At 65.1% G+C, this 19,330-nt stretch carries 18 protein-coding genes; 7 read left to right on the top strand and 11 right to left on the bottom strand.

The window, feature by feature from the left end:
- The 6 genes from FAS41_RS27235 to FAS41_RS27210 all read right to left on the bottom strand — a co-directional run.
- Nucleotides 1–188 (bottom strand): adenine nucleotide alpha hydrolase family protein (locus FAS41_RS27235; protein WP_484297936.1); only part of this gene is annotated, 188 nt, incomplete at its 3' end.
- On the bottom strand, nucleotides 188–937 hold the full coding sequence (locus tag FAS41_RS27230; RefSeq protein WP_126624775.1) for an electron transfer flavoprotein subunit beta/FixA family protein: 750 nt from the start codon (nucleotides 935–937) through the stop codon (nucleotides 188–190). The genes FAS41_RS27230 and FAS41_RS27235, both read right to left, overlap by 1 nt.
- A gap of 142 nt (nucleotides 938–1,079) precedes the next feature.
- Entirely contained in the window at nucleotides 1,080–2,318 is a 1,239-nt protein-coding gene (locus tag FAS41_RS27225; RefSeq protein WP_126624774.1) for a CaiB/BaiF CoA transferase family protein, read from the bottom strand.
- A gap of 22 nt (nucleotides 2,319–2,340) precedes the next feature.
- Nucleotides 2,341–3,543, bottom strand: coding sequence for a 3-oxoadipyl-CoA thiolase (locus tag FAS41_RS27220; protein ID WP_126624773.1), 1,203 nt, complete (start codon nucleotides 3,541–3,543; stop codon nucleotides 2,341–2,343).
- Between the two features lie 33 nt (nucleotides 3,544–3,576).
- Nucleotides 3,577–5,127, bottom strand: a complete 1,551-nt coding sequence (locus tag FAS41_RS27215) for a 3-hydroxyacyl-CoA dehydrogenase (protein WP_126624772.1) — start codon at nucleotides 5,125–5,127, stop codon at nucleotides 3,577–3,579.
- Nucleotides 5,124–5,900 (bottom strand): enoyl-CoA hydratase, encoded by a 777-nt coding sequence (locus FAS41_RS27210; RefSeq protein ID WP_126624771.1) that lies wholly within the window; start codon nucleotides 5,898–5,900, stop codon nucleotides 5,124–5,126. The genes FAS41_RS27215 and FAS41_RS27210 overlap by 4 nt, the downstream gene beginning before the upstream one ends.
- Before the next feature lie 241 nt (nucleotides 5,901–6,141).
- Between FAS41_RS27210 and FAS41_RS27205 the strand changes: the two genes are divergently transcribed.
- The 3 genes from FAS41_RS27205 (at nucleotide 6,142) to FAS41_RS27195 (ending at nucleotide 9,621) form a co-directional block, all read left to right on the top strand.
- On the top strand, nucleotides 6,142–7,008 hold the full coding sequence (locus FAS41_RS27205) for an IclR family transcriptional regulator (RefSeq protein WP_138526449.1): 867 nt from the start codon (nucleotides 6,142–6,144) through the stop codon (nucleotides 7,006–7,008).
- A gap of 59 nt (nucleotides 7,009–7,067) precedes the next feature.
- Nucleotides 7,068–8,222 (top strand): acyl-CoA dehydrogenase family protein, encoded by a 1,155-nt coding sequence (locus tag FAS41_RS27200; protein ID WP_126624769.1) that lies wholly within the window; start codon nucleotides 7,068–7,070, stop codon nucleotides 8,220–8,222.
- Between the two features lie 118 nt (nucleotides 8,223–8,340).
- Nucleotides 8,341–9,621, top strand: a complete 1,281-nt coding sequence (locus tag FAS41_RS27195; RefSeq protein ID WP_126624768.1) for an MFS transporter — start codon at nucleotides 8,341–8,343, stop codon at nucleotides 9,619–9,621.
- Between the two features lie 143 nt (nucleotides 9,622–9,764).
- Here FAS41_RS27195 and FAS41_RS27190 read toward each other — a convergent pair whose 3' ends face one another.
- Nucleotides 9,765–9,974 (bottom strand): cold-shock protein, encoded by a 210-nt coding sequence (locus FAS41_RS27190; RefSeq protein ID WP_017518411.1) that lies wholly within the window; start codon nucleotides 9,972–9,974, stop codon nucleotides 9,765–9,767.
- Nucleotides 9,975–10,264: 290 nt separating this feature from the next.
- On the opposite strand from FAS41_RS27190, the gene FAS41_RS30910 reads away from it, so the two are divergent.
- Nucleotides 10,265–10,432 carry a hypothetical protein gene (locus FAS41_RS30910; protein ID WP_171049561.1) on the top strand — a complete coding sequence of 56 codons (168 nt, stop codon included), beginning with the start codon at nucleotides 10,265–10,267 and terminating at the stop codon, nucleotides 10,430–10,432.
- A 47-nt stretch (nucleotides 10,433–10,479) separates the two neighbouring features.
- On the opposite strand, the gene otsA is transcribed toward FAS41_RS30910, so the two are convergent.
- From otsA to otsB, 3 genes are read right to left on the bottom strand one after another with little or no spacing between them, the layout of a single operon-like run.
- Nucleotides 10,480–11,889, bottom strand: coding sequence for an alpha,alpha-trehalose-phosphate synthase (UDP-forming) (gene otsA / locus FAS41_RS27185; protein WP_138526448.1), 1,410 nt, complete (start codon nucleotides 11,887–11,889; stop codon nucleotides 10,480–10,482).
- Nucleotides 11,871–13,670, bottom strand: coding sequence for a glycoside hydrolase family 15 protein (locus tag FAS41_RS27180; RefSeq protein WP_138526447.1), 1,800 nt, complete (start codon nucleotides 13,668–13,670; stop codon nucleotides 11,871–11,873). The genes otsA and FAS41_RS27180 overlap by 19 nt, the downstream gene beginning before the upstream one ends.
- Nucleotides 13,667–14,482: a trehalose-phosphatase gene (otsB, locus tag FAS41_RS27175; RefSeq protein WP_246084949.1), complete on the bottom strand. Its 816-nt coding sequence runs from the start codon at nucleotides 14,480–14,482 to the stop codon at nucleotides 13,667–13,669. The genes FAS41_RS27180 and otsB overlap by 4 nt, the downstream gene beginning before the upstream one ends.
- Before the next feature lie 284 nt (nucleotides 14,483–14,766).
- Between otsB and FAS41_RS27170 the strand changes: the two genes are divergently transcribed.
- Nucleotides 14,767–15,993 (top strand): EAL domain-containing response regulator, encoded by a 1,227-nt coding sequence (locus FAS41_RS27170; RefSeq protein WP_138526446.1) that lies wholly within the window; start codon nucleotides 14,767–14,769, stop codon nucleotides 15,991–15,993.
- A 397-nt stretch (nucleotides 15,994–16,390) separates the two neighbouring features.
- Nucleotides 16,391–17,263: an SMP-30/gluconolactonase/LRE family protein gene (locus FAS41_RS27165; protein ID WP_138526445.1), complete on the top strand. Its 873-nt coding sequence runs from the start codon at nucleotides 16,391–16,393 to the stop codon at nucleotides 17,261–17,263.
- A gap of 26 nt (nucleotides 17,264–17,289) precedes the next feature.
- Here FAS41_RS27165 and FAS41_RS27160 read toward each other — a convergent pair whose 3' ends face one another.
- Entirely contained in the window at nucleotides 17,290–18,201 is a 912-nt protein-coding gene (locus FAS41_RS27160; protein ID WP_138526444.1) for a LysR family transcriptional regulator, read from the bottom strand.
- 105 nt (nucleotides 18,202–18,306) lie between these two features.
- Here FAS41_RS27160 and FAS41_RS27155 point away from each other — a divergent pair, with 105 nt between their 5' ends.
- Nucleotides 18,307–19,308, top strand: coding sequence for a zinc-dependent alcohol dehydrogenase family protein (locus FAS41_RS27155; protein WP_138526443.1), 1,002 nt, complete (start codon nucleotides 18,307–18,309; stop codon nucleotides 19,306–19,308).
- Nucleotides 19,309–19,330 lie beyond the last annotated feature (22 nt).

The raw sequence follows: 19,330 nt of genomic DNA, 5'->3' as shown, positions 1-19,330 counted from the left end.
GCATTGTCGGCGACCAGCACCTTGGAAACACCAGCGATCTTGGCAGCGGCTTCGGCCACGCCACCGACGTTCTGGCCAGCGACCAGGACAGCGATGTCACCACCGATCTTCTGCGCGGCGGCTACGGTATTCAGTGTCGCGGCGCCCAGCGCACCATTGGAATGTTCTGCAACAACCAGGACAGCCATCAGATCACCTTCGCTTCGTTCTTCAGTTTTTCGACCAGTTCGGCCACCGACTTCACCTTGATGCCGGCGCTACGTGCGGCGGGCGCTTCCACCTTGAGGGTCTTCACGGTAGAGGCCGTGGAGATGCCCAGCACGTCCGGAGGGAGGAATTCCAGTGGCTTCTTCTTCGCCTTCATGATGTTGGGCAGCGACGCGTAGCGCGGCTCATTCAGGCGCAGGTCGGTGGTGACGATGGCCGGCAGGTTCAGGGCAACGGTCTGCAGGCCGCCGTCGATTTCACGGGTGACGTTGACCTTGGAGCCCGCGACTTCGACCCTGGAGGCGAAGGTGCCCTGGGCATAGCCGGTCAGCGCCGCCAGCATCTGGCCGGTCTGGTTGTTGTCGCTGTCGATGGCCTGCTTGCCGAGGATGACCAGCTGCGGCTGCTCTTTGTCGACCAGGGCTTTCAGGGCCTTGGCGACCGCCAGCGAGTTCAGCTCGTCGTTGCTCTCGACCAACACGGCGCGGTCGGCACCCAGCGCCAAAGCGGTGCGCAATTGCTCCTGCGCGCCACTCGGGCCAACCGAGACCACCACGATCTCGCTGGCGACGCCTTTCTCTTTCAGGCGTACGGCCTCTTCCACGGCGATTTCGCAGAAGGGGTTCATGGACATCTTGACGTTGGCCAGATCAACGCCGGAGTGGTCCGCCTTGACGCGGACCTTGACGTTGTAGTCGACCACGCGTTTTACCGCGACCAGTACTTTCATCAGGGATATTCCTTGGCTGGCGCCAGCATGCATCGGCGCCGCGATGGGTTTGGATTCGCGAGCAAGCTCGCTCCTACAGGTGTGTACCGATTTGCTCTTCGTAGGAGCGAGCTTGCTCGCGAACGGATTCAGGCCAGGGGCGTCAGGCCTCACCGAGCTGCTCGATCACACCCTCGGTCTTCAGCTGCGCCAAACGCGCATCGTCCAGACCGAGGCGGCGCTTGAGCACCTCGTCGGTGTGCTCGCCGAGCATGGGCGCCGGGCGCTGGTATTCCACCGGCGTCTCGGAGAGTTTCAACGGGCTGCCGACCATGCGGAACGCGGGGTTCTGCGCGTGAGGAATCTCCACCAGCATGTCGCGGGCGACCACCTGCGGCTCGTCCAGCGCGCGGCCGATGTCGTTGATCACGCCGACCGGCACCTTCATCGCGTGGATGCGTTTCACCCAGTTGTCGGCGGTTTCGCCCTGGAAGTGCTCGGCGAGCTTGCCGACGATGATGTCGCGGTTGCGCACGCGGTCGGCATTGCGGGTGAAACGCGGGTCCTTGGGCAATTCCGGCAGGCCGATGGCGTCGCACAGCGAGACGAACTGGCTGTCGTTGCCGCAGGCGATGATGAAGTCCATGTCCTGCGCGCTGAACACCTGGTACGGCACGATGTTGACGTGGGCATTGCCCTGGCGGCCCGGCGAGCGGCCAGTGGCGAGGTAGTTCTGGCTCTGGTTGCCGAGCATGGCGACCTGCACGTCCAGCAGCGCCATGTCGCAGTGCTGGCCGCGGCCGGTCTTCTCGCGGGCCAGCAGCGCGGCCTGGATGGCGACCACCGAATACAGGCCGGTCATCACGTCGGATACAGCGACACCGACTTTCTGCGGACCGGCGCCGGGTACACCATCCTTCTCGCCGGTAATGCTCATCAGCCCGCCCATGCCCTGGATGATGAAGTCGTAGCCGGGCTCCTCGGCACGCGGGCCGGTCTGGCCGAAGCCGGTGATGGAGCAGTAGACCAGGCGCGGATTGACCTTCGACAGGCTGTCGTAGTCCAGCCCGTACTTGGCCAGCGAACCGGCCTTGTAGTTCTCGATCAGCACATCGCACTCGCCGGCCAGGGCGCGCACCAGCGCCTGCCCCTCCTCCGTCGCCAGGTTCAGCGCCACCGACAGCTTGTTGCGGTTGGTGGACTGGTAGTACGCCGCCTCGCTGCTGTCCGAGCCATCGGCTGCCTTCATGTAGGGCGGGCCCCAGCCACGGGTGTCATCCCCTACGCCGGGCCGTTCGATCTTGATCACTTCCGCACCCAGGTCGGCCAGCACCTGGCCGCACCAGGGGCCGGCCAGCACGCGGCTGAGGTCGAGTACGCGGTATCCGCTCAAAGCACCCATCTTCACATCCTCACTGGCGCGCTCAGGCGCGCTCGATAACCATGGCGAGCCCCTGGCCCACGCCAATGCACAGGCTGATCACCGCATAGCGTTGACCGCTGCGCTGCAGTTGTCGCGCCACACTCAGCGCCAACCGCGCGCCGGAAGCGCCCAGCGGGTGGCCGACGGCGATGGCGCCGCCATTGGGGTTGACCCGCGCGTCGTCGAAGTCCACGCCCAGGCCGTGCAGGCAGCCGAGCACCTGAGAGGCAAAGGCTTCGTTGATCTCGATGATGTCCATGTCGGCCAGGGTCAGCTCGGCGCGCTGGAGCGCCTTGTTGATCGCCTCCACCGGGCCGACGCCCATGATGCGTGGCTCCACGCCGACGGCCGCCGCCGAGAGAATCCGCGCCAGCGGCTTGAGGCCGTGGCGCTCGCCCGCAGCGGCCGAGCCGATCAGCAGCGCGGCCGCACCATCGTTGACACCGGAGGCGTTGCCGGCGGTGACCACGCCGCCTTCGGAGAGCGGCTTCAGGCGCGCCAGTGCGGCTTCATCGGAAGACGGACGCGGATGTTCGTCCTGCTCCACGACATTCGGCGGCGTCTTGCGCCCGGTGGGCACGCTGACCGGGAGGATTTCCCCGGCGAAGAAACCGGCCTGACGAGCGGCTTCGAAGCACGCCTGGGAACGGGCGGCAAAACGGTCGGCCTGTTCGCGGCTGATGCCGAACTCGCGGGCTACGTTGTCGCCAGTCTCCGGCATGCTGTCGTTGCCGAACCCGGCGACGATCTTCGGGTTGGGGAAGCGTGCGCCGATGGTGCTGTCGAACACCGTCAGGTCGCGGCTGTAGGCGGCTTCGGCCTTGGCCATGACGAAGGGCGCGCGGGACATGCTTTCCACCCCGCCGGCGACGAACAGCTCACCTTCACCACAGGTGACGGCACGCGCCGCATCGATCACCGCGGCCAGCCCGCTGGCGCACAGGCGGTTCACCGTCTGGCCCGGCACGGTCACCGGCAGGCCGGCGAGCAGCGCAGCATGGCGGGCGATGTTGCGGCTGTCTTCACCGGCCTGGTTGGTGTTGCCGAGGATCACATCCTCGATGGCGTCGCCCGGCACCTGGGCGCGGGCCAGCAGTTCGCGGATCACCTGAGCGATCAGGTCGTCCGGGCGTACCGGCGCCAGGGCACCGCCGTGTCGGCCGAAGGGGGTACGCAGGCCGGCGTAGATATAAGCATTGAGCATCGGTGTCTCCTTGAATCAACTAGGCGCCGGGCTTCAGCCCAGCGCAGGCTCGGCGTGGCGCAGCGACAGGCCCAGCGCGGCGCGGCGGCGCAGCCACGGGCCGGGGCGGTAGCGGGCGTCGCCGGTAAGGTCGGTCATGCGTTCGAGGATGTTCAGCAGGCGCGCCGGGCCAACGCTGTCGCCCCAGGCCAGCGGACCGTGCGGGTAGCCCAGGCCACGGCGCACGCCTTCATCGACGTCGTCGACGCTGGCGATACGCTGCTGGACGATGTCGCCGGCCAGGTTGACGATCAGCGCCAGCACGCGCTGGGCAACGAAGCCAACGCTGTCATTGATGACTGTGACGCCTACACCGTCAGCCGCCAGCAGCGCATGGGCGGCATCGCGCATGGCTGGAGCGGTCGCCGGGTTCTGCATCAGGCAGCGGTGGCGTTGCAGGTCCAGCAGCAGGTCGACGCAGACTGTGCGGGAAGGATCAGTACCGAAACGCTGGCACGCGCTGGTGGCGTCGATCCCGTAAGGGGCCAGCAGGCACAGCGCTTCGCTGCTCGGCTGGGCGCCCTGCTCCAGGGTCGCGCCGAGTGTCTTCAGCAGCTCGCCGAGCACTTCACGGTCCTGGTCGTTTTCCGCGCCGATCCACACGGGCGGCAGTGCTGCAACGCTCGGCACCGGTTGCGGCGCCGGCGGGTCGATCATCCTGCCGTCTTCATAACGATAGAAACCGCGACCGACCTTGCGGCCGACGAAACCGGCCTCGAGCATCTGCCGGGTCAGCGCCGCCGGGCGGTAACGCGGCTCCTGGTAGAACTGGTTGTAGATGGACTCGATCACCGGGTGGGACACGTCCAGCGCAGTGAGGTCGAACAGCTCCAGCGGCCCCATGCGGAACCCCAGACCCTCGCGCAGGATGCGGTCGATGTCGGCCGGTTCGGCGATGGCTTCCTTGAGCATCTGCAGGGCTTCGGTGCTGTAGGCGCGGCCGGCGTGGTTGATGATGAAGCCGGGGGTGTCCTTGGCGCGGATACCGCGATGGCCCATGCGCGCGGCCAGCTCCACCAGGCTGTCGCCGACCTGCGGATCGCTGGCCAGGCCGTCGATCACCTCGACCACCTTCATCAGCGGCACCGGGTTGAAGAAGTGGAAGCCCGCCACCCGCTCGGGATGCTGGCAGCCTCGGGCGATGCTGGTGACCGACAGCGACGAGGTATTGGTGGCGAGGATGCAGTCAGCGCTGACCACCGCTTCCAGCTCGGCCAGCAGCGCCTGCTTGGCGTCCAGCCGTTCGATGATCGCTTCGACCACCAGATCGGAATCTGCCAGCTCGCTCAGGGCCCCGGCGACCAACAGGCGGCCCAGGGTCGCATCGGCCTCTGCGGCAGTGATCTTGCCCTTCTCCGCCAGCTTGGCGAGGGTACGCCCGAGGCTGTCGCGGGCGGCTTGTGCCGCGCCATCACGGGCATCGAAGAGTTTCACCTGGATGCCGGCCTGGGCGGCGATCTGGGCGATGCCGCTGCCCATGACGCCGGTACCGACGATGGCCATGCGTTCAATGCGCTTGATACCAAAAGAAAGGGTCATGCTCATTCCCCCAGGAAGCTGGCTTTGCGTTTTTCCAGGAAGGCGGCGGCGCCCTCCTTCTGATCCTTCGAGTCGAACAACAGCTGGAAGGCCTTGCGCTCCAGGGTCAGGGCGCTGTCCAGCGGCAGGTCGGCGCCGGCCAGCATCACTTCCTTGATCTGCGCCACGGCCAGCGGCGGCAGTGCGGCGATCTCGGCGGCCAGCTCCAACGCACGCGGCAACGTGCGGGCGTCTTCCACCACTTCGCTGAGCATGCCGATGGCCAGGGCTTCCGGCGCCTTGATCAGGCAGCCGGTCAGGGCAATGCGCATCGCCTGGAACTTGCCTACCGCACGGATCAGCCGCTGGGTACCGCCGGCGCCGGGCATCAGGCCGAGCTTCACTTCCGGCTGGCCGAAGCGCGCCGACTCACCGGCGACGATGATGTCGCAGTGCATCGCCAGCTCGCAGCCGCCGCCCAGGGCGAAGCCATTGACCGCAGCGATCACCGGTTTCGGACAGCGGGAAATGGCTTCCCACAACAACTCGGTATGGCGGCGATACATCTCGATGGGACTGGCCTGGGCGAACTCGCGAATATCGGCGCCGGCGACGAAGCACTCCTCACCGCCGGTCAGCACCACCGCGCGAACCTCGTGGTTGTCGCTCAGGGCGCGGAAGTGCTCGGCCAGTTGCTGGCGCACGGCGGCGTTCAAGGCATTCTTGGCTTCCGGGCGGTCGATGCGGACAACCGCCACGCCATCGGCCCGGATATCGAGATGAACCACGTTGGTACTCATGACAGCGAAGACCTCTTATTGTTTCGTCTGACGAAACTAGATTCCGTATTTCGATTTCATCATAGAGACACCGAATCCTGGCTGTAAACGGTGATGATCGATTACCCCTTCAAAGCCAGTGAAATCGCTGCATCTGAAATTTTTACCGGCACGTCTGTACTAACCAGTCCAGACCCATTACAATTTCGTCTGACGAAACTGAATTTTATTTTATTGATTTTCCGTGAATAGGGGTTCTACCATGCGCCGCAACAAGACGGAGATGGATTCGGCTGCGCCGACGAAAAACGAAGGTGAGATCGGCCTGCTGGAACGGGGTCTGTACGACCCGGCCACGGCACTGAGCGAAGAGGAAAACAGCGGCCAGTTCGTCACGGCCCTGGCTCGCGGCCTGGAGATCCTGCGCTGCTTCACGCCACGGGAAAACGTGCTGAGCAACCAGGACCTGGCTCGCAAGACCGACCTGCCCAAGCCGACGGTGACGCGCCTGACCAACACCCTGATGCGCCTGGGTTGCCTCAAGCGCGAGATGCATTCGGGCAAGTACCAGCTCGACGTCGGCGTGCTCGGCTTCGGCTACGCAATGCTGTCGAACCTGTCGATCCGCGCGGTGGCCCATCCGCTGATGGAGGAACTGGCCAACCACGCCCAGGCGGCGGTGGCCATGGCTGCCCGCGACCGTCTGCAGATGGTGTACCTGGACGTGGTCCAGGGACAGGGAAACATGACGATGCGCCGGCAGATCGGCAGTTACCTGCCGCTGGCGGCGAGCTCGGTGGGCCGCGCGTGCCTCGCGGCGATGCCGGAGAACGAGCGGGAGTTCCTGCTCGAGCACATTCGCGAACGCGAACCGGATACCTGGCCGGCCATCCGCAAGGGTCTGGACCGCGCCTTCAGGGACTACACCGATTACGGCTACTGCCTGTCGATCGGTGAATGGCACCGCGACGTCAACTCCGTCGCCGTGCCCTTGGTACACCCGCAGTACGGCCTGCTGGCCTTCAACTGCGGCGGTCCGAGCTTCCAGCTGACCCGCGAGAAGCTCGAGGACGACATCGGGCCCCGCCTGATCAACATGGTCAACAACATAGGTGCCGCCGCTCGCTGAATCTCGGGTGACGGTGCCTCGCCAGACTGGCCCGCTCGCGGGCCTTGTGAGGAGTGCACATGATCCGAGACCCAGAAACGCTGCAGATACTTCTGGACTCCATCCACCAGTTTGTCGGCGAAGTGCTGATCCCGCGGGAGAACGAGGTCGCCGAGACCGACGCCATCCCGCAGGACATCATCGAGCAGATGCGCGAGATGGGCCTGTTCGGCCTGACCATCCCCGAAGACTTCGGCGGCCTGGGCGTGACCATGGAAGAAGAGGTGAACATCACCTTCGAACTCGGCCGCACCTCCCCCGCCTTCCGCTCCTACATCGGCACCAACAACGGCATCGGCTCCATCGGCATCCTGATCGACGGCACGCCGGAGCAGAAAGCCCACTACCTGCCGAAACTCGCCAGCGGCGAACTGCTCAGCGCCTTCTGCCTGACCGAGCCGGACTCCGGCTCCGACGCCGCCTCGCTGAAGACCACCGCTGTGCGCGATGGTGACTTCTATGTGCTCAACGGCACCAAGCGCTTCATCACCAACGCCCCGCACGCCGGCATCTATACCGTGATGGCCCGCACCAACCCGACGATCAAGGGTTCCGGCGGCATCAGTGCTTTCATTGTCGAGCGCGGCACGCCGGGCATTTCCCTGGGCAAGCCGGACCACAAGATGGGCCAGAAAGGCGCGCACACCAGCGATGTGATCTTCGACAACGTACGCATCCCGGCCGGCCAGCTCATCGGCGGCGTCGAGGGCGTGGGCTTCAAGACCGCCATGAAGGTGCTCGACAAGGGCCGCCTGCACATTGCCGCGCTGAGCGTCGGCGCCGCCGAGCGCATGCTCGCCGACGCACTGCAATACGCCCTGGAACGCAAGCAGTTCGGCCAGCCGATCGCCGAGTTCCAGCTGATCCAGGCGATGCTCGCCGACAGCAAGGCCGAGATCTACGCCGCCCGTTGCATGGTGCTGGACGCCGCACGCAAGCGCGATGAGGGCCGCAACGTCAGCACCGAAGCCTCCTGCGCCAAGATGTTCGCCACCGAGATGTGCGGCCGCGTCGCTGACCGCTGCGTGCAGATCCATGGCGGCGCCGGTTACGTCAGCGAGTACGCCATCGAGCGCTTCTACCGCGACGTGCGTCTGTTCCGGCTCTACGAGGGCACCACGCAGATCCAGCAGGTGATCATCGCCCGCAACATGATCCGCGAAGCCCAGGCCTGACCACCCCATCAGGCGGCGCGTGGCCACGCACCTCGCGCCGCCGACTCAAAGCACCTGCCACACGCTTACCGAGGATCGGCACACCGGTCCGCCAACAACTACAACAGGTAATTCGTTCATGGAAAACACTGCTTCCGCGACGGCTGCAACCGCCGCCACCCAGAGCAAGACCTGGGTACTCGTCTTCGCCTTCTGCTTCATCGGCCTGCTGATCGATGGCGCGGACCTGATGCTGCTCTCCTACAGCCTCACCAGCCTCAAGGCCGAGTTCGGCCTGAGCAACCTCCAGGCCGGCAGCCTGGGCAGCGTCACCCTGGCCGGCATGGCCTTCGGCGGTATCTACGGCGGCTGGGCGTGCGATCGCTTCGGCCGGGTCAAGACCGTGGTCTGGACCATCGTGCTGTTCTCCGTCGGCACCGCGGTCCTCGGACTGACTCACAATTACTGGCAGTTTGCTGCCGCGCGCTTCGTCGCCTCCCTCGGCCTGGGCGCCCTGTACGTGGCCTGCAACACGCTGATGGCCGAATACGTGCCGACCAAGTACCGCACCACCGTGCTGGGCACCCTGCAAGCCGGCTGGTCGGTGGGCTACATCGTCGCCACCCTGCTGGCCGGCTGGATCCTGCCGGACCACGGTTGGCGCTACCTGTTCTACATCGCCATCATCCCGGTGGTGCTGGCCGTGGCCATGCGCAAGCTGATCCCCGAGCCCGCTGCCTGGGTCCAGGCGCAGGCAGAACGCCAGCAGCGCAAGACTGCCGGCCAGTCGAGCAGCGTCGCCGCCGTTCCGCGCCAGAACGCCTTCCGCCAGATCTTCAGCGATCCGAAGGCCAGCCGCATGTTCCTGTTCTGGGCGCTGACCGCCGGCTTCCTGCAGTTCGGCTATTACGGCGTGAACAACTGGATGCCGTCGTACCTGGAAACCGAGATGGGCATGAACTTCAAGGCCATGACCTCGTACCTGGTCGGCACCTACGCGGCGATGATCCTCGGCAAGGTACTGGCCGGCGTCGCCGCCGACTGGTTCGGCCGCCGTACCGTGTTCTCCTTCGGCGCCCTGGGCACCGCCGTATTCCTGCCGGTGATCGTGCTGTTCCACAGCCCGGAGAACATTCTCTGGATGCTGGTGGTGTTCGGCTTCCTCTACGGCATTCCCTACGGCGTGAACGCCACCTACATGACCGAGAGCTTTGCCGCCGCCTTCCGTGGCACAGCAGTCGGCGGTGCGTACAACATCGGTCGTATCGGCGCAGCCATCGCCCCGGCAGTGATCGGCTTCCTCGCCACGCAGATGTCCATTGGCGTGGGCTTCCTGGTGATGGGCGCGGCGTACTTCATCTGCGGTGTGATCCCCGCCCTGCTGATCCGCGACAAGCAGTTCGACCCGCAGCAGGAGTGACCTGAGCGCTTAGCGCCCAGCCACGAAAACGCCCGGTGCACTGCACCGGGCGTTTTTGTTTGCACGCACAAAAGGACATCGGGACAAAATCGCAGGCAAAAAAAAGCCCCGCCGAAGCGGGGCTTTCTTGTCAGCGATGTCGATTAGACAGCGCGAACTTGTTCAGCTTGCGGGCCTTTCTGGCCGGCAGTCACAACGAAGCTGACCTTCTGGCCTTCGTCGAGGGACTTGTAGCCGTTGCCTTCGATCTGACGGAAGTGAACGAATACGTCCGGGCCGCTTTCCGGGGTGATGAAGCCGAAGCCCTTCTCAGCGTTGAACCACTTGACGATGCCGTTTTGACGATCGGACATGATGTTGTCTCCTAAAAGAATGCTAAAGGCCGGCCGAAAGCCGACCGGCGATGAGCTGAATGCGTAGTGAAGAGGTGCCGAGGAGATGGAGCATCTTGTAGAAGAACATCAAGTCGCGGAACTCGTTACTGGGCAGGCAGCCCATGCAGAATACAAGGTTTGGCGCTAATTCATAGCTTTTTTTCACGACCAGTGGTGATTTTGACAAATGGTCGAGCTATCCCGGCCAAATACGCAAAAGACGTGTAGGCTGGCGGGGCCGGTTTGGCGCCCAACGCAAAGGTGACTTCATGACTGATTCACAGCTGATTCGCGAACGTTCGGAGCTCGATGAAAAGATTGCCGCTTTCCTCTCCCAGGGTGGCGAAATCCAGGAAATCCCCGTTGGCCAACTGGCAGTGAAGGTCGAGCGGAAATCGCAATGGGCGAAGTCCGAGAGCAAGAAGCCGGCGCCCTGAACGACTGAATGCATGATGAAAACCCCGCCATGGCGGGGTTTTGCATTTCAGTGGCTGAGGTAATGGTTCGACAACCAGTTCAGCGCCCTGCCCGGCCGCGTCAGCGCGTCGATGAAGCTGGGCCCCCAGAAGCGGATGTCATTGGCCTCCAGCACGGCATACATGTCCCGGTGGCGCGCCTGGCGCTCCTTGAGCGGCATGCGCAGCGCTTGTGCCATGGCCTCGGCCAGGGCGCCTCGATCATGGGGGTTGATGATCAGCGCGCCGCCCAGCTCGGCTGCGGCGCCGGCAAACTGGGAAAGGATCAGCACGCCAGGATCGTCCGGGTCCTGGGCGGCGACGAACTCCTTGGCGACCAGGTTCATGCCGTCGCGCAATGGCGTCACCAGGCCGATCCGCGCATGGCGCATGACCATGGCGATGTCCGCGCGCTGGTGGTTGCGCGCCACGTAGCGCAGCGGCACCCAGGACACGGCGCCGAAGCGCCCGTTGATATGTCCGACCCGCGCGCTGACGGCAGCGTCGATATCGGCGTACTCGGGGATGTCCTGGCGGCTGCCGGGGGATATCTGCAGGCAGGTCACCCGGTTGTGCCACTGCGGATGGCATTCCAGAAAGCGCTCGTAGCCATCGAGGCGATTAACGATGCCCTTGGAATAGTCGAGCCGGTCCACGCCGACCATCAGCGCTCGGCCGCCCAGACTCTCCCGCAGGTCTTCGGCGGCCTGGCTCAGCGAGGCTTCTTCGGCCAGACGGCGGAAGCCGGAGGCATCCACCCCCACCGGGAACACGCCGACGCGAAAGTGCTGGTCCTCCAGGTGATAACGGCGCCCATCGGGCGTCGCCGCCCCCACCACACGTGTGAGATAACGAGCGAAGTTGCTGGCGTCGTTCTCGGTCTGGAAGCCGATCAGGTTGTACTCGGTGAGCGCGCGGAGCAGTTCGTCGTGGTGCGGCAGCGCGGTGATGAGGTCGGCCGGCGGCATCGGGATATGCAGGAAGAAGCCGATGCGATTGGCATGCCCGCGCCGCCTCAAGGCCAGAGCCAGGGGAATCAGGTGGTAGTCGTGGACCCAGAGCACGTCGTCCTCTTCCAGCAGCGGGCTGAGGCGCTCGGCGAAGAACTCGTTGACGCGCTGGTAGCCGCCGAACTCCGCTTCATTGAACTCGGCGAGGTCCACCCGGTAATGCAGGATCGGCCAGAGCACCCGGTTGGCAAAGCCGTTGTAATACTCGTCGAAGTCCTGCGGATGCAGGTCGGTGAGGACATAGCGCAGGTTGTCGCGCTGGACGGTGGCGGGCGGCCCCGGCTCCTCGGCCTTCCGCCCGCTCCAGCCGAACCAGATGCCTTCGCGGTTGCGCATGGCGGCCTCCACCGCCACCGCCAGGCCACCGGGCGCCGGGCCGTTGCCATCGGGCAGCCCGACCCGGTTGGAGATCACCACGAGGCGCGACATAGTCCCTCCTCCCAGCCGATCGACAGACGCATCGCGGAGTTGATCAATCCCGCCATGGAGTAAGTCTGCGGGATATTGCCCCACAGCTCGCCGGTGTGCGGGTGCAGGTCTTCGGAGAGCAGCCCGTAGTGGTTGCGTGCGGCTATCAGCTCTTCGAACAGCCGGCGCGCCTCGTCCATACGGCCAATGGCGGCCAGCGCGTCGAGGTACCAGAACTTTACCACCAGGAAGGCAGTTTCCGGCACGCCGAAGTCATCCGCCGCGGCGTAGCGCAGCATCTGCCCGTTGACGTTCAGCTCGCGGCCGATGCACTCGACGGTGGCGATGAAACGCGGATCGTCGGCCGCGATGATCCCCAGTTCGTTCATCAACAGCACGCTGGCGTCGAGATCATCGTGGCCGAAAGCACCGGTGAAGCTTTGCTTCTTCTCGCTCCAGGCTTCGGCCAGGATGCGCTCGCGCAGTCTGGCAGCCCGCTCCATCCAGTCACTGGCAGTCCGCTCCTGCCCCATGCGCCGGGCGATGTGCCCGACGCGGTCACAGGCGACCCAGCAGAGCAGCGCAGAATGGGTGTGGATGCGTTTGCGCCCACGGTACTCCCAGATGCCGGCATCCGGCTCGAAAGCGGTTCGTTCGGCATGGCGCGCCAGGGATTCGAGCAGTTGCAGCATGCCTTCGCGACTGGGGTTGGGCAGGCGCTCGTCGACGAAACTCTGCAACACCGCCAGCGCCACCGAGCCGAACACGTCGTGCTGGTTCTGCTCCACCGCCTGGTTGCCGACGCGCACCGGGGCGTGGTTGAGGAAGCCGGCGAGGTCCGGCTCGATACGCTCGGTGAGGTCCAGGTTTGGAATGATTCCGTACAGCGGCTTGAGTTCGCCATCACCGCTGGCCACGGTGGTGATGAAATCGATATAGCCCTCCATGGTCCGAGTGGCACCCAGGCGGTTGAGGGCAAGGATCACGAAGTAGGCATCGCGCAGCCAGCAATAGCGGTAGTCCCAGTTGCGCTGCGAATCGGGCGCCTCCGGCACCGAAGTGGTGGCGGCGGCGATGATCGCACCGGTGTCTTCGAAGTTGCACAGTTTCAGGGTGATGGCCGAGCGGATCACCACCTGTTGCCATTCGAAGCAGATGGCCAGCCCGCGCACCCAGTCGTGCCAGTGGTTCTGCGTGCGCTTGAGGTAATCGCGCACCACTTCGCCGGGTGCGTTGCCCAGTGCCTCGTCGAGGCCGATCACCAGGCTCACAGGATGCCGTAGCGCGAACGGCGTTTCGTGCTGGATATACCCCAGGGGCGCATCAGTGGTCAGACGCAGCAGCTCGTCGCCATCCAGGTAGCGGATATGCCCCGAGCCGCTGGAGCCCTGGCTGGGCTTGCCGTAGCCGTGGGTCGGGCGCACGCGCAAGGTGATCTTTGGCATGCCCTCGATGGGCTCGATCAGCCGGCACAGCTGTGCTGGCCGGTAGATGTCGCCGTGCTGCAGGAAGCGCGGAGCGAAGTCCGTGATGCGCACCGCCCCGCCGCTGTCATCTCGTAGCACGGTGGTGATGATCGCGGTATTGCGCTGGTAGTCGGACGTGCTGCTGACCTGATTCTCCAGCACCACGTCGGCAAAGCCTTTCTCGTCATCACCGGCCAGCAGCCGGGAAAAGGCTGGATCGCTGTCGAAGTTCGGATAGCACCACCAGACCAGCCGCGCCTGCGGGTTGACCAGCGCGGCCACCCGGCAGTTGCCGATCAGGCCCAGTTCCAGGGCGCCTTCCTGTGGGTTCGTCATCGCTGAGGTCCTCCTGCTGCTTGCATGAGTGCTTCACGGACTTGCTCCGCGTCGCGGAACACCGCGCTGGCGCCGGGCAAGGCACGCCCGACCGAGAGGCCCAGGCCGCCCAGTTCCGGCATCAGCGCGATGGCGGGTTCGTCGGTGACGTCGTCGCCGATGTACAGCGGCAGACGTCCGGAAAAGTCAGGCGTCTCCAGCAGCCGCTGGATCGCCTGGGCCTTGTCGACGCCTTCGGGGACGACTTCGTAGACCTGTTTGCCATTGAGCAACCGCAGCCCTGCGCCTTCCGGCGCACGCAGCAATGCCTGCAACTCGGCACGCAAATCGGCGGCCAGCGAGGGCGCGGAGCGGAAGTGCAGCGCGTAGCTGCTGCCCTTGTCTTCGGCATGGATTCCGACATGCCGGCTCGCCAGGGCGGTCAACTGCATTCGCAAGCAGGCAGGCAGGTCCTTGGTGGTGCGGCGCAAGGGGCTGTCGCCGCTTTCGCGCCAGTGCGCGCCATGGCCGCCGCTGGCGGCGAGGCGCAAGGGTTGCAGGAGCCGGTCGAGCTCTTCGACCGGGCGGCCGCTGATCAGGGCCAGGGCACCGTCGAGTCGGCGATGCAGCTGTGTGAGGGCATCGAGCAGCCCGGGCGGTACGACGACCGCGCCGGGGGATTCGGCGATGTCCAGGAGGGTTCCGTCGACATCCAGGAACAGTGCGGTCTGCTGAGGTCGGCTGAGCCAGAGGATCAGCAGCGCAGTGGCTGAGGCCTCGCTATGCGGGACCATGGCCGTGTCGACAGGTCCCCGTGGTACGGGACGTGACATGAGCCATTTCTCCATGTTCAGGGCGTGCCGCACGGCCGTGGGTAGCCGGCGCGGACGTGAAAGGGAGCACAGCGACCCTAACATGCGGGACAGCGAGGGTCGACCGCGGGTTTCACCCTGGTGACTGCTCGGGAAGGCTCAGGCCAGAGCTGGCGGGGGCTGCAAGGAACGCTTGCGGAAATCACGGATGGGATTTCCCTGACAGAAAGAATGGAATCCTCTGCCTCACAGGAAGTGCGCCGTTTTCGAGAATGCGGCAGGCCACTCTTTCATGAGAAAAATCCATGCCTCCGCTCTCCGCGCTGGTACTCCAGGCTTCCGGCCTGCACCGCTCCACCGCCGTTACTGCACTGCATCACCTGGGCTACAGCTTCCTGTCCGAGGTCTCCAGCAATGCCTTCGCGCTGGATCGGCTGCGCAGCCAGGGGGGAGTCCATCTGCTGATCTGCGATGTACGCATCGACCCGGTATCACGCCTGGAGTTTCTCCAGACCGTGGCTCGCGAACGCCTGGCCCATGGCGTGGTCGTCAGCGGGGAGATGGCGCCGGGCACCTGGAGCGCCCTCTCCCACCTGCTGCAGTTGCAGGGCATGAAGGTGTTCTGGCTGGGCAACGAAGCCGGGACACTGGAGCGTCTGCGCGCCCTGCTCGCCGACTTCCAACCCCGGGAAGCGCAGCTTGGCCTGCCCCTGAACGAGGCCGCTGCAGACGACGAAGTCGAAGCGGCCAATCTGTCCTCCCACGGACGTCTGCGTGCCCACCTGCAACCCAAGGTCTCCGTGGCTACTGCGCAGGTTTATGGATTCGAGGTGCTGGCGCGCTGGCAACGGGAGGACGGAAGCGTTCTGCTCCCCAGCGAGTTCCTGCCGGGGCTGCGGCGTGCCGGCAAGCTCGACAGCATGCTCTTCGAACTGATGACCCAGGCCGTCGAGGCCCTGCGGTGCCTGGGGAACAACGAGCTGAAGCTGTCCTTCAACCTGGAAGCCGAGCAGATCGCCCAGACCGACTTTGCCGCCGCCGTAGAGCGCAACCTGCGAGCGTTGGACTTCGATCCCCGGCGTATCACCTTCGAGCTGACCGAGAGCTCGCCGCTGCACGCACCGCCGCTGAGCCTCGAGAATGTGCTGCGCCTGCGTCTGCTCGGCTGCGGCCTGGCCATCGACGACTTCGGCTGTGGCCACTCGACCCTGCAGCGCCTGATGGAGCTGCCGTTTACCGAGATGAAGCTCGACCGCCACCTGGTCGCCGACGTGAACAACGGCGACCCGCGCCGACTGATCGTGCTGCGCAACGCTCTCGCGCTGGGTCGCGAACTGGGCCTCAAGGTAATCGTCGAGGGCGTGGAGAACGCCGCGCAGCTTCGTCAGCTGCAGCAATTGGAATGCGATTGCGCGCAGGGTTACCTGTTCGGCAAGCCGATGGATGCCAGTCAGGTTGGCACCTTCCTGCGTGGAGCTCCCTTGAAGCTGCAGAAGCTGGAAGCGGTTCAGGCGATACGCCCGGCGCAGTGAGAGGCGGAAAAGAAAACGGCTGTTGCGGACTTCCTGTCCGCAACAGCCGTCTGGATTGTCCTCAGCAAAGGACGCAGGAATTGTAGGCCATTGGCCATCAGCCCGTCTTCCCAGTTCTCCCGCATGACCTGTAAATCAGCACAAACGCGACAAAACACCGCAAACTGCCCAGGCAATACCCGCCAATTCGCTGCACATTCGTCCCAATAGTGTCGGCTATACGACGATTGGCCCGGTTTTGCTCCATTGCTCGACGTGATGTCGATCACACCGTTTCGCCCTAGCCCGCCGATGAACTGTCTGGTTACCATGCCCGGCTGCACGCTGGATGCCAGGAAGGCATAAATCCAAAGGGATCGCCCCAGTGTTGCCCACCTTCAGTTTTGGCAGCCGCTACATGCCCCAGTCTTCTGTGCGTTCGCCCCGTCGCTCGCTGGTTCGCCTTGTCCTGACCGGCACTGGCTCCATCGTCGTTGCCGCCCTTGCCTTCTTTGCCTGGCAAGGCTTCTATCCGGTGCAGGCCACCGATGACTGGTCCGTCGCCGTCCTGCACAAGAACGTGCAGAAGGCCGCGTCGCTGGTTCCGCTGCCCGATGGAAGCCTGCTGGTCAGCCAGGAGCTGAAGAAGGACAAAGGCAACATCCTGCGCATCGCCGCCGATGGCCAGCGCCGGGTCATGGTCGATGGGCTGTCCAAGCCCGATGGCATGATCGCCGCCCGGGGCGGCTGGGTGTTCAGCCAGGAGTCCGACGGCAGGCCGGTGCAGATGCTCAAGGACGGCAAGATCACCGACCTGTTCATGGGCCAGTCGGTACAAGGCCTGTGGGACGACGGCGAAAACCTCTATGCCATCGAGGACCGTGGCGAAAACGGCCGGCTGCTGCGCTACCGCTGGAGCGATGGCGAGCTGACGGTGCTCCGCGACAAGCTGCAGGAAACCGAATCCGTCACCCGCTGCACTGACGGCAGGCTGCTCTACACCGAGAAGAAGAAAGGCGTCGTGCACCAATTCAGCGACGACGGCAAGGACCCGGTGCTGCTCGCCGGCCTGAACCAGCCCACCTTCCTGATGTGCGACCAGCGCGGTTTGTGGATCAGCGAAGACTCCACTCACCGCGCCCGCCTGCTGCTGTGGGACGGCAAGGGCGAACCGCGCACCATCCTGTCCTTCCTCAAGGCGCCGCAGTCCATCGTGCCCGACGGCAAGGGCGGCTACCTGCTCGCCGAAGGCGGCCGCGACCGCGTGCTGCAACTCATCCCAGCCAAGTGATGCCCCGGGCGGCCGCCAAGGCCGCCCTATTCCTGCGCCGGCATTACCCGCCCAGGTATCACCTCGACCAGCGCATCGATCGCCAACCGCACCTTGCGTGGCAGCTGGGCGGTCTGCAGCCAGGTGGCATGGACGTCGTAGAGGAAACCCGGCTGCCCCGGCAGCAACTCCTCCAGCGCACCTTCCTCGATGACTTCGCGTACCAGCCAGTACGGCAGCCACGCCAGTCCCATTCCACGTACCGCCGCATCGGCAATGGCCGCCAGGTCATCGAAACGCAGCCGCGAGTTCGGCGCGAACTCCACCGGCCCCTGCCCGTCGCGTGGGAACAACCAGGGATTGATGCGTCCGGAACGGTGGTAGACCAGGACCCGATGCTCGGCTAGCGCTTCGATATTCTCCGGCCGCCCGTGCTCCTCCAGATACGCCGGCGCAGCACACACCACCATGCGCTGTCGGCCGATGCGCCGCGCGATGATGCCGTCCCTGGGTTGCGGCTCGCCGGTGCGGATCGCCAGGTCGATCTGCTCCTCCGCCAGATCCGCCAGGCGGTCACTGAAGCGCAGGTCCAGCTCCAGTTGCGGATAGCGCTGCGCCAGCTCCAGCAGGACCGGCGCCACACAGCGCCGGCCAAAATGCACGGGCATGGCCACCCGCAGCCGACCTCGGGGCTCGGTTACCTCTCCGGCGGCGAGGATGTCCGCCGCCTCGGCATCGGCCAGCAGGGTGCGGCAGCGCTCGTAGTAGATCCTCCCCGCTTCGGTCAGGCTCTGCCGGCGCGTGCTGCGCATCAGCAACTGCGCGCCCAGACGCTCTTCGAGAAAGCGCACGTGCTTGCCCACCATGGGGGCGGACATTTCCAGGGCATCTGCCGCCGCCGCGAAGGACCCGAGGTCCACCGCGCGGACGAAGACTTCCATGCTGGTCAGACGATCCATTCGAAACTCCTGATTTCGACCAACTGTTTCTATACGCCATTTAACCAGCGAATCCCATGACTGATAGTCGCTTTACGTCAAATCACTTTCGACTGGGAGCATCACATGGAAAACACCAAGACCCGCGCCATTCGTTTCCACCAGTTCGGCGGCCCGGAAGTCCTGCGCATCGAACCGGTGGACGTTCGCCAACCCGGCGCGGATGAAGTGCGCATTCGGGTCAAGGCCCTGGGGCTGAATCGCGCCGAATCGCTGCTGCGCACTGACCGCTACATCGAGAGCCCGCAATTCCCCTCCGGGCTGGGGCTGGAAGCCACAGGCGTAGTCGAAGCAGTAGGCAGCGCGGTGCAGGGGTTCCTGCCGGGGGATGCAGTGAGCGTCCTGCCACCGACCTCGATGCAGCAGGATCCGACCCACGCAGAGCGCCTGGTGGTCCCGCAAGCTCGCCTGGTAAAGAACCCGCCGGGACAGGCCTGGAGTGACGCCGCCGCCACCTGGATGCAATACCTCACCGCCTATGGCGCACTGGTCCAGGTGGCCGGGCTGCGCGAGGGAGACGTCGTCGTCATCACCGCCGCCTCGAGCAGCGTCGGCCTGGCCGCCATCCAGATCGCCCGTAGCGTGGGCGCGGTGCCCATCGCGGTGACCCGCACCTCGGCCAAACGTGAAGCCTTGCTTCAGGCCGGCGCAGAAGAAGTCATCGCCAGCGAAGAGGAGAACCTGCGCGCGCGCCTGCTCGAGATCACCGGCAAGGTCGGCGCACGGGTGGTGTTCGACCCGGTGGGCGGTCCGATCTTCGAGCCACTGACTGCGGCCATGTCCGAGGGCGGCATCCTCATCGAGTACGGCAGCCTGAGCCCCGAGCCCACGCCCTTCCCGCTGTTCGAAGTGCTGAGCCGTTCGCTGGTCCTGCGTGGCTATCGCGTCTACGAAGTGCTGGAAGATCCGCTGCGCCTGCGCGAAGCCGCAGCGTTCATTTACGCCGGCCTCGCAGACGGCTCGCTGCACCCGGTGATCGCCCGTACCTTCACCTTCGACGAGATAGTCGAGGCTTACCGCTACCTGGAATCCAACCAGCAGTTCGGCAAAGTCGTGGTCACCTTGTAGCCATCGGATACACTGCCCCGGC

Origin of the sequence: Pseudomonas nicosulfuronedens (assembly GCF_005877905.1) — a bacterium.
GTDB lineage: Bacteria > Pseudomonadota > Gammaproteobacteria > Pseudomonadales > Pseudomonadaceae > Pseudomonas > Pseudomonas nicosulfuronedens.
The sequence above is the reverse complement of the archived record's forward strand: the minus strand, read 5'-3'. Positions and strand labels throughout refer to the sequence as shown.

Excerpts from the sequence above, each read along its gene's own strand:
- FAS41_RS27220 (WP_126624773.1), bottom strand. The coding sequence starts at position 3,543 with ATGCTCAATGCTTATATCTACGCCGGCCTGCGTACCCCCTTCGGCCGA.
- FAS41_RS30910 (WP_171049561.1), top strand. The coding sequence starts at position 10,265 with ATGACTGATTCACAGCTGATTCGCGAACGTTCGGAGCTCGATGAAAAG.
- FAS41_RS27190 (WP_017518411.1), bottom strand. The coding sequence starts at position 9,974 with ATGTCCGATCGTCAAAACGGCATCGTCAAGTGGTTCAACGCTGAGAAG.
- FAS41_RS27180 (WP_138526447.1), bottom strand. The coding sequence starts at position 13,670 with ATGACGAACCCACAGGAAGGCGCCCTGGAACTGGGCCTGATCGGCAAC.
- FAS41_RS27205 (WP_138526449.1), top strand. The coding sequence starts at position 6,142 with ATGCGCCGCAACAAGACGGAGATGGATTCGGCTGCGCCGACGAAAAAC.
- FAS41_RS27200 (WP_126624769.1), top strand. The coding sequence starts at position 7,068 with ATGATCCGAGACCCAGAAACGCTGCAGATACTTCTGGACTCCATCCAC.
- FAS41_RS27155 (WP_138526443.1), top strand. The coding sequence starts at position 18,307 with ATGGAAAACACCAAGACCCGCGCCATTCGTTTCCACCAGTTCGGCGGC.
- otsB (WP_246084949.1), bottom strand. The coding sequence starts at position 14,482 with ATGTCACGTCCCGTACCACGGGGACCTGTCGACACGGCCATGGTCCCG.
- FAS41_RS27165 (WP_138526445.1), top strand. The coding sequence starts at position 16,391 with ATGCCCCAGTCTTCTGTGCGTTCGCCCCGTCGCTCGCTGGTTCGCCTT.
- FAS41_RS27160 (WP_138526444.1), bottom strand. The coding sequence starts at position 18,201 with ATGGATCGTCTGACCAGCATGGAAGTCTTCGTCCGCGCGGTGGACCTC.
- FAS41_RS27215 (WP_126624772.1), bottom strand. The coding sequence starts at position 5,127 with ATGAGCATGACCCTTTCTTTTGGTATCAAGCGCATTGAACGCATGGCC.
- FAS41_RS27225 (WP_126624774.1), bottom strand. The coding sequence starts at position 2,318 with ATGGGTGCTTTGAGCGGATACCGCGTACTCGACCTCAGCCGCGTGCTG.
- FAS41_RS27195 (WP_126624768.1), top strand. The coding sequence starts at position 8,341 with ATGGAAAACACTGCTTCCGCGACGGCTGCAACCGCCGCCACCCAGAGC.
- otsA (WP_138526448.1), bottom strand. The coding sequence starts at position 11,889 with ATGTCGCGCCTCGTGGTGATCTCCAACCGGGTCGGGCTGCCCGATGGC.
- FAS41_RS27230 (WP_126624775.1), bottom strand. The coding sequence starts at position 937 with ATGAAAGTACTGGTCGCGGTAAAACGCGTGGTCGACTACAACGTCAAG.
- FAS41_RS27170 (WP_138526446.1), top strand. The coding sequence starts at position 14,767 with ATGCCTCCGCTCTCCGCGCTGGTACTCCAGGCTTCCGGCCTGCACCGC.
- FAS41_RS27210 (WP_126624771.1), bottom strand. The coding sequence starts at position 5,900 with ATGAGTACCAACGTGGTTCATCTCGATATCCGGGCCGATGGCGTGGCG.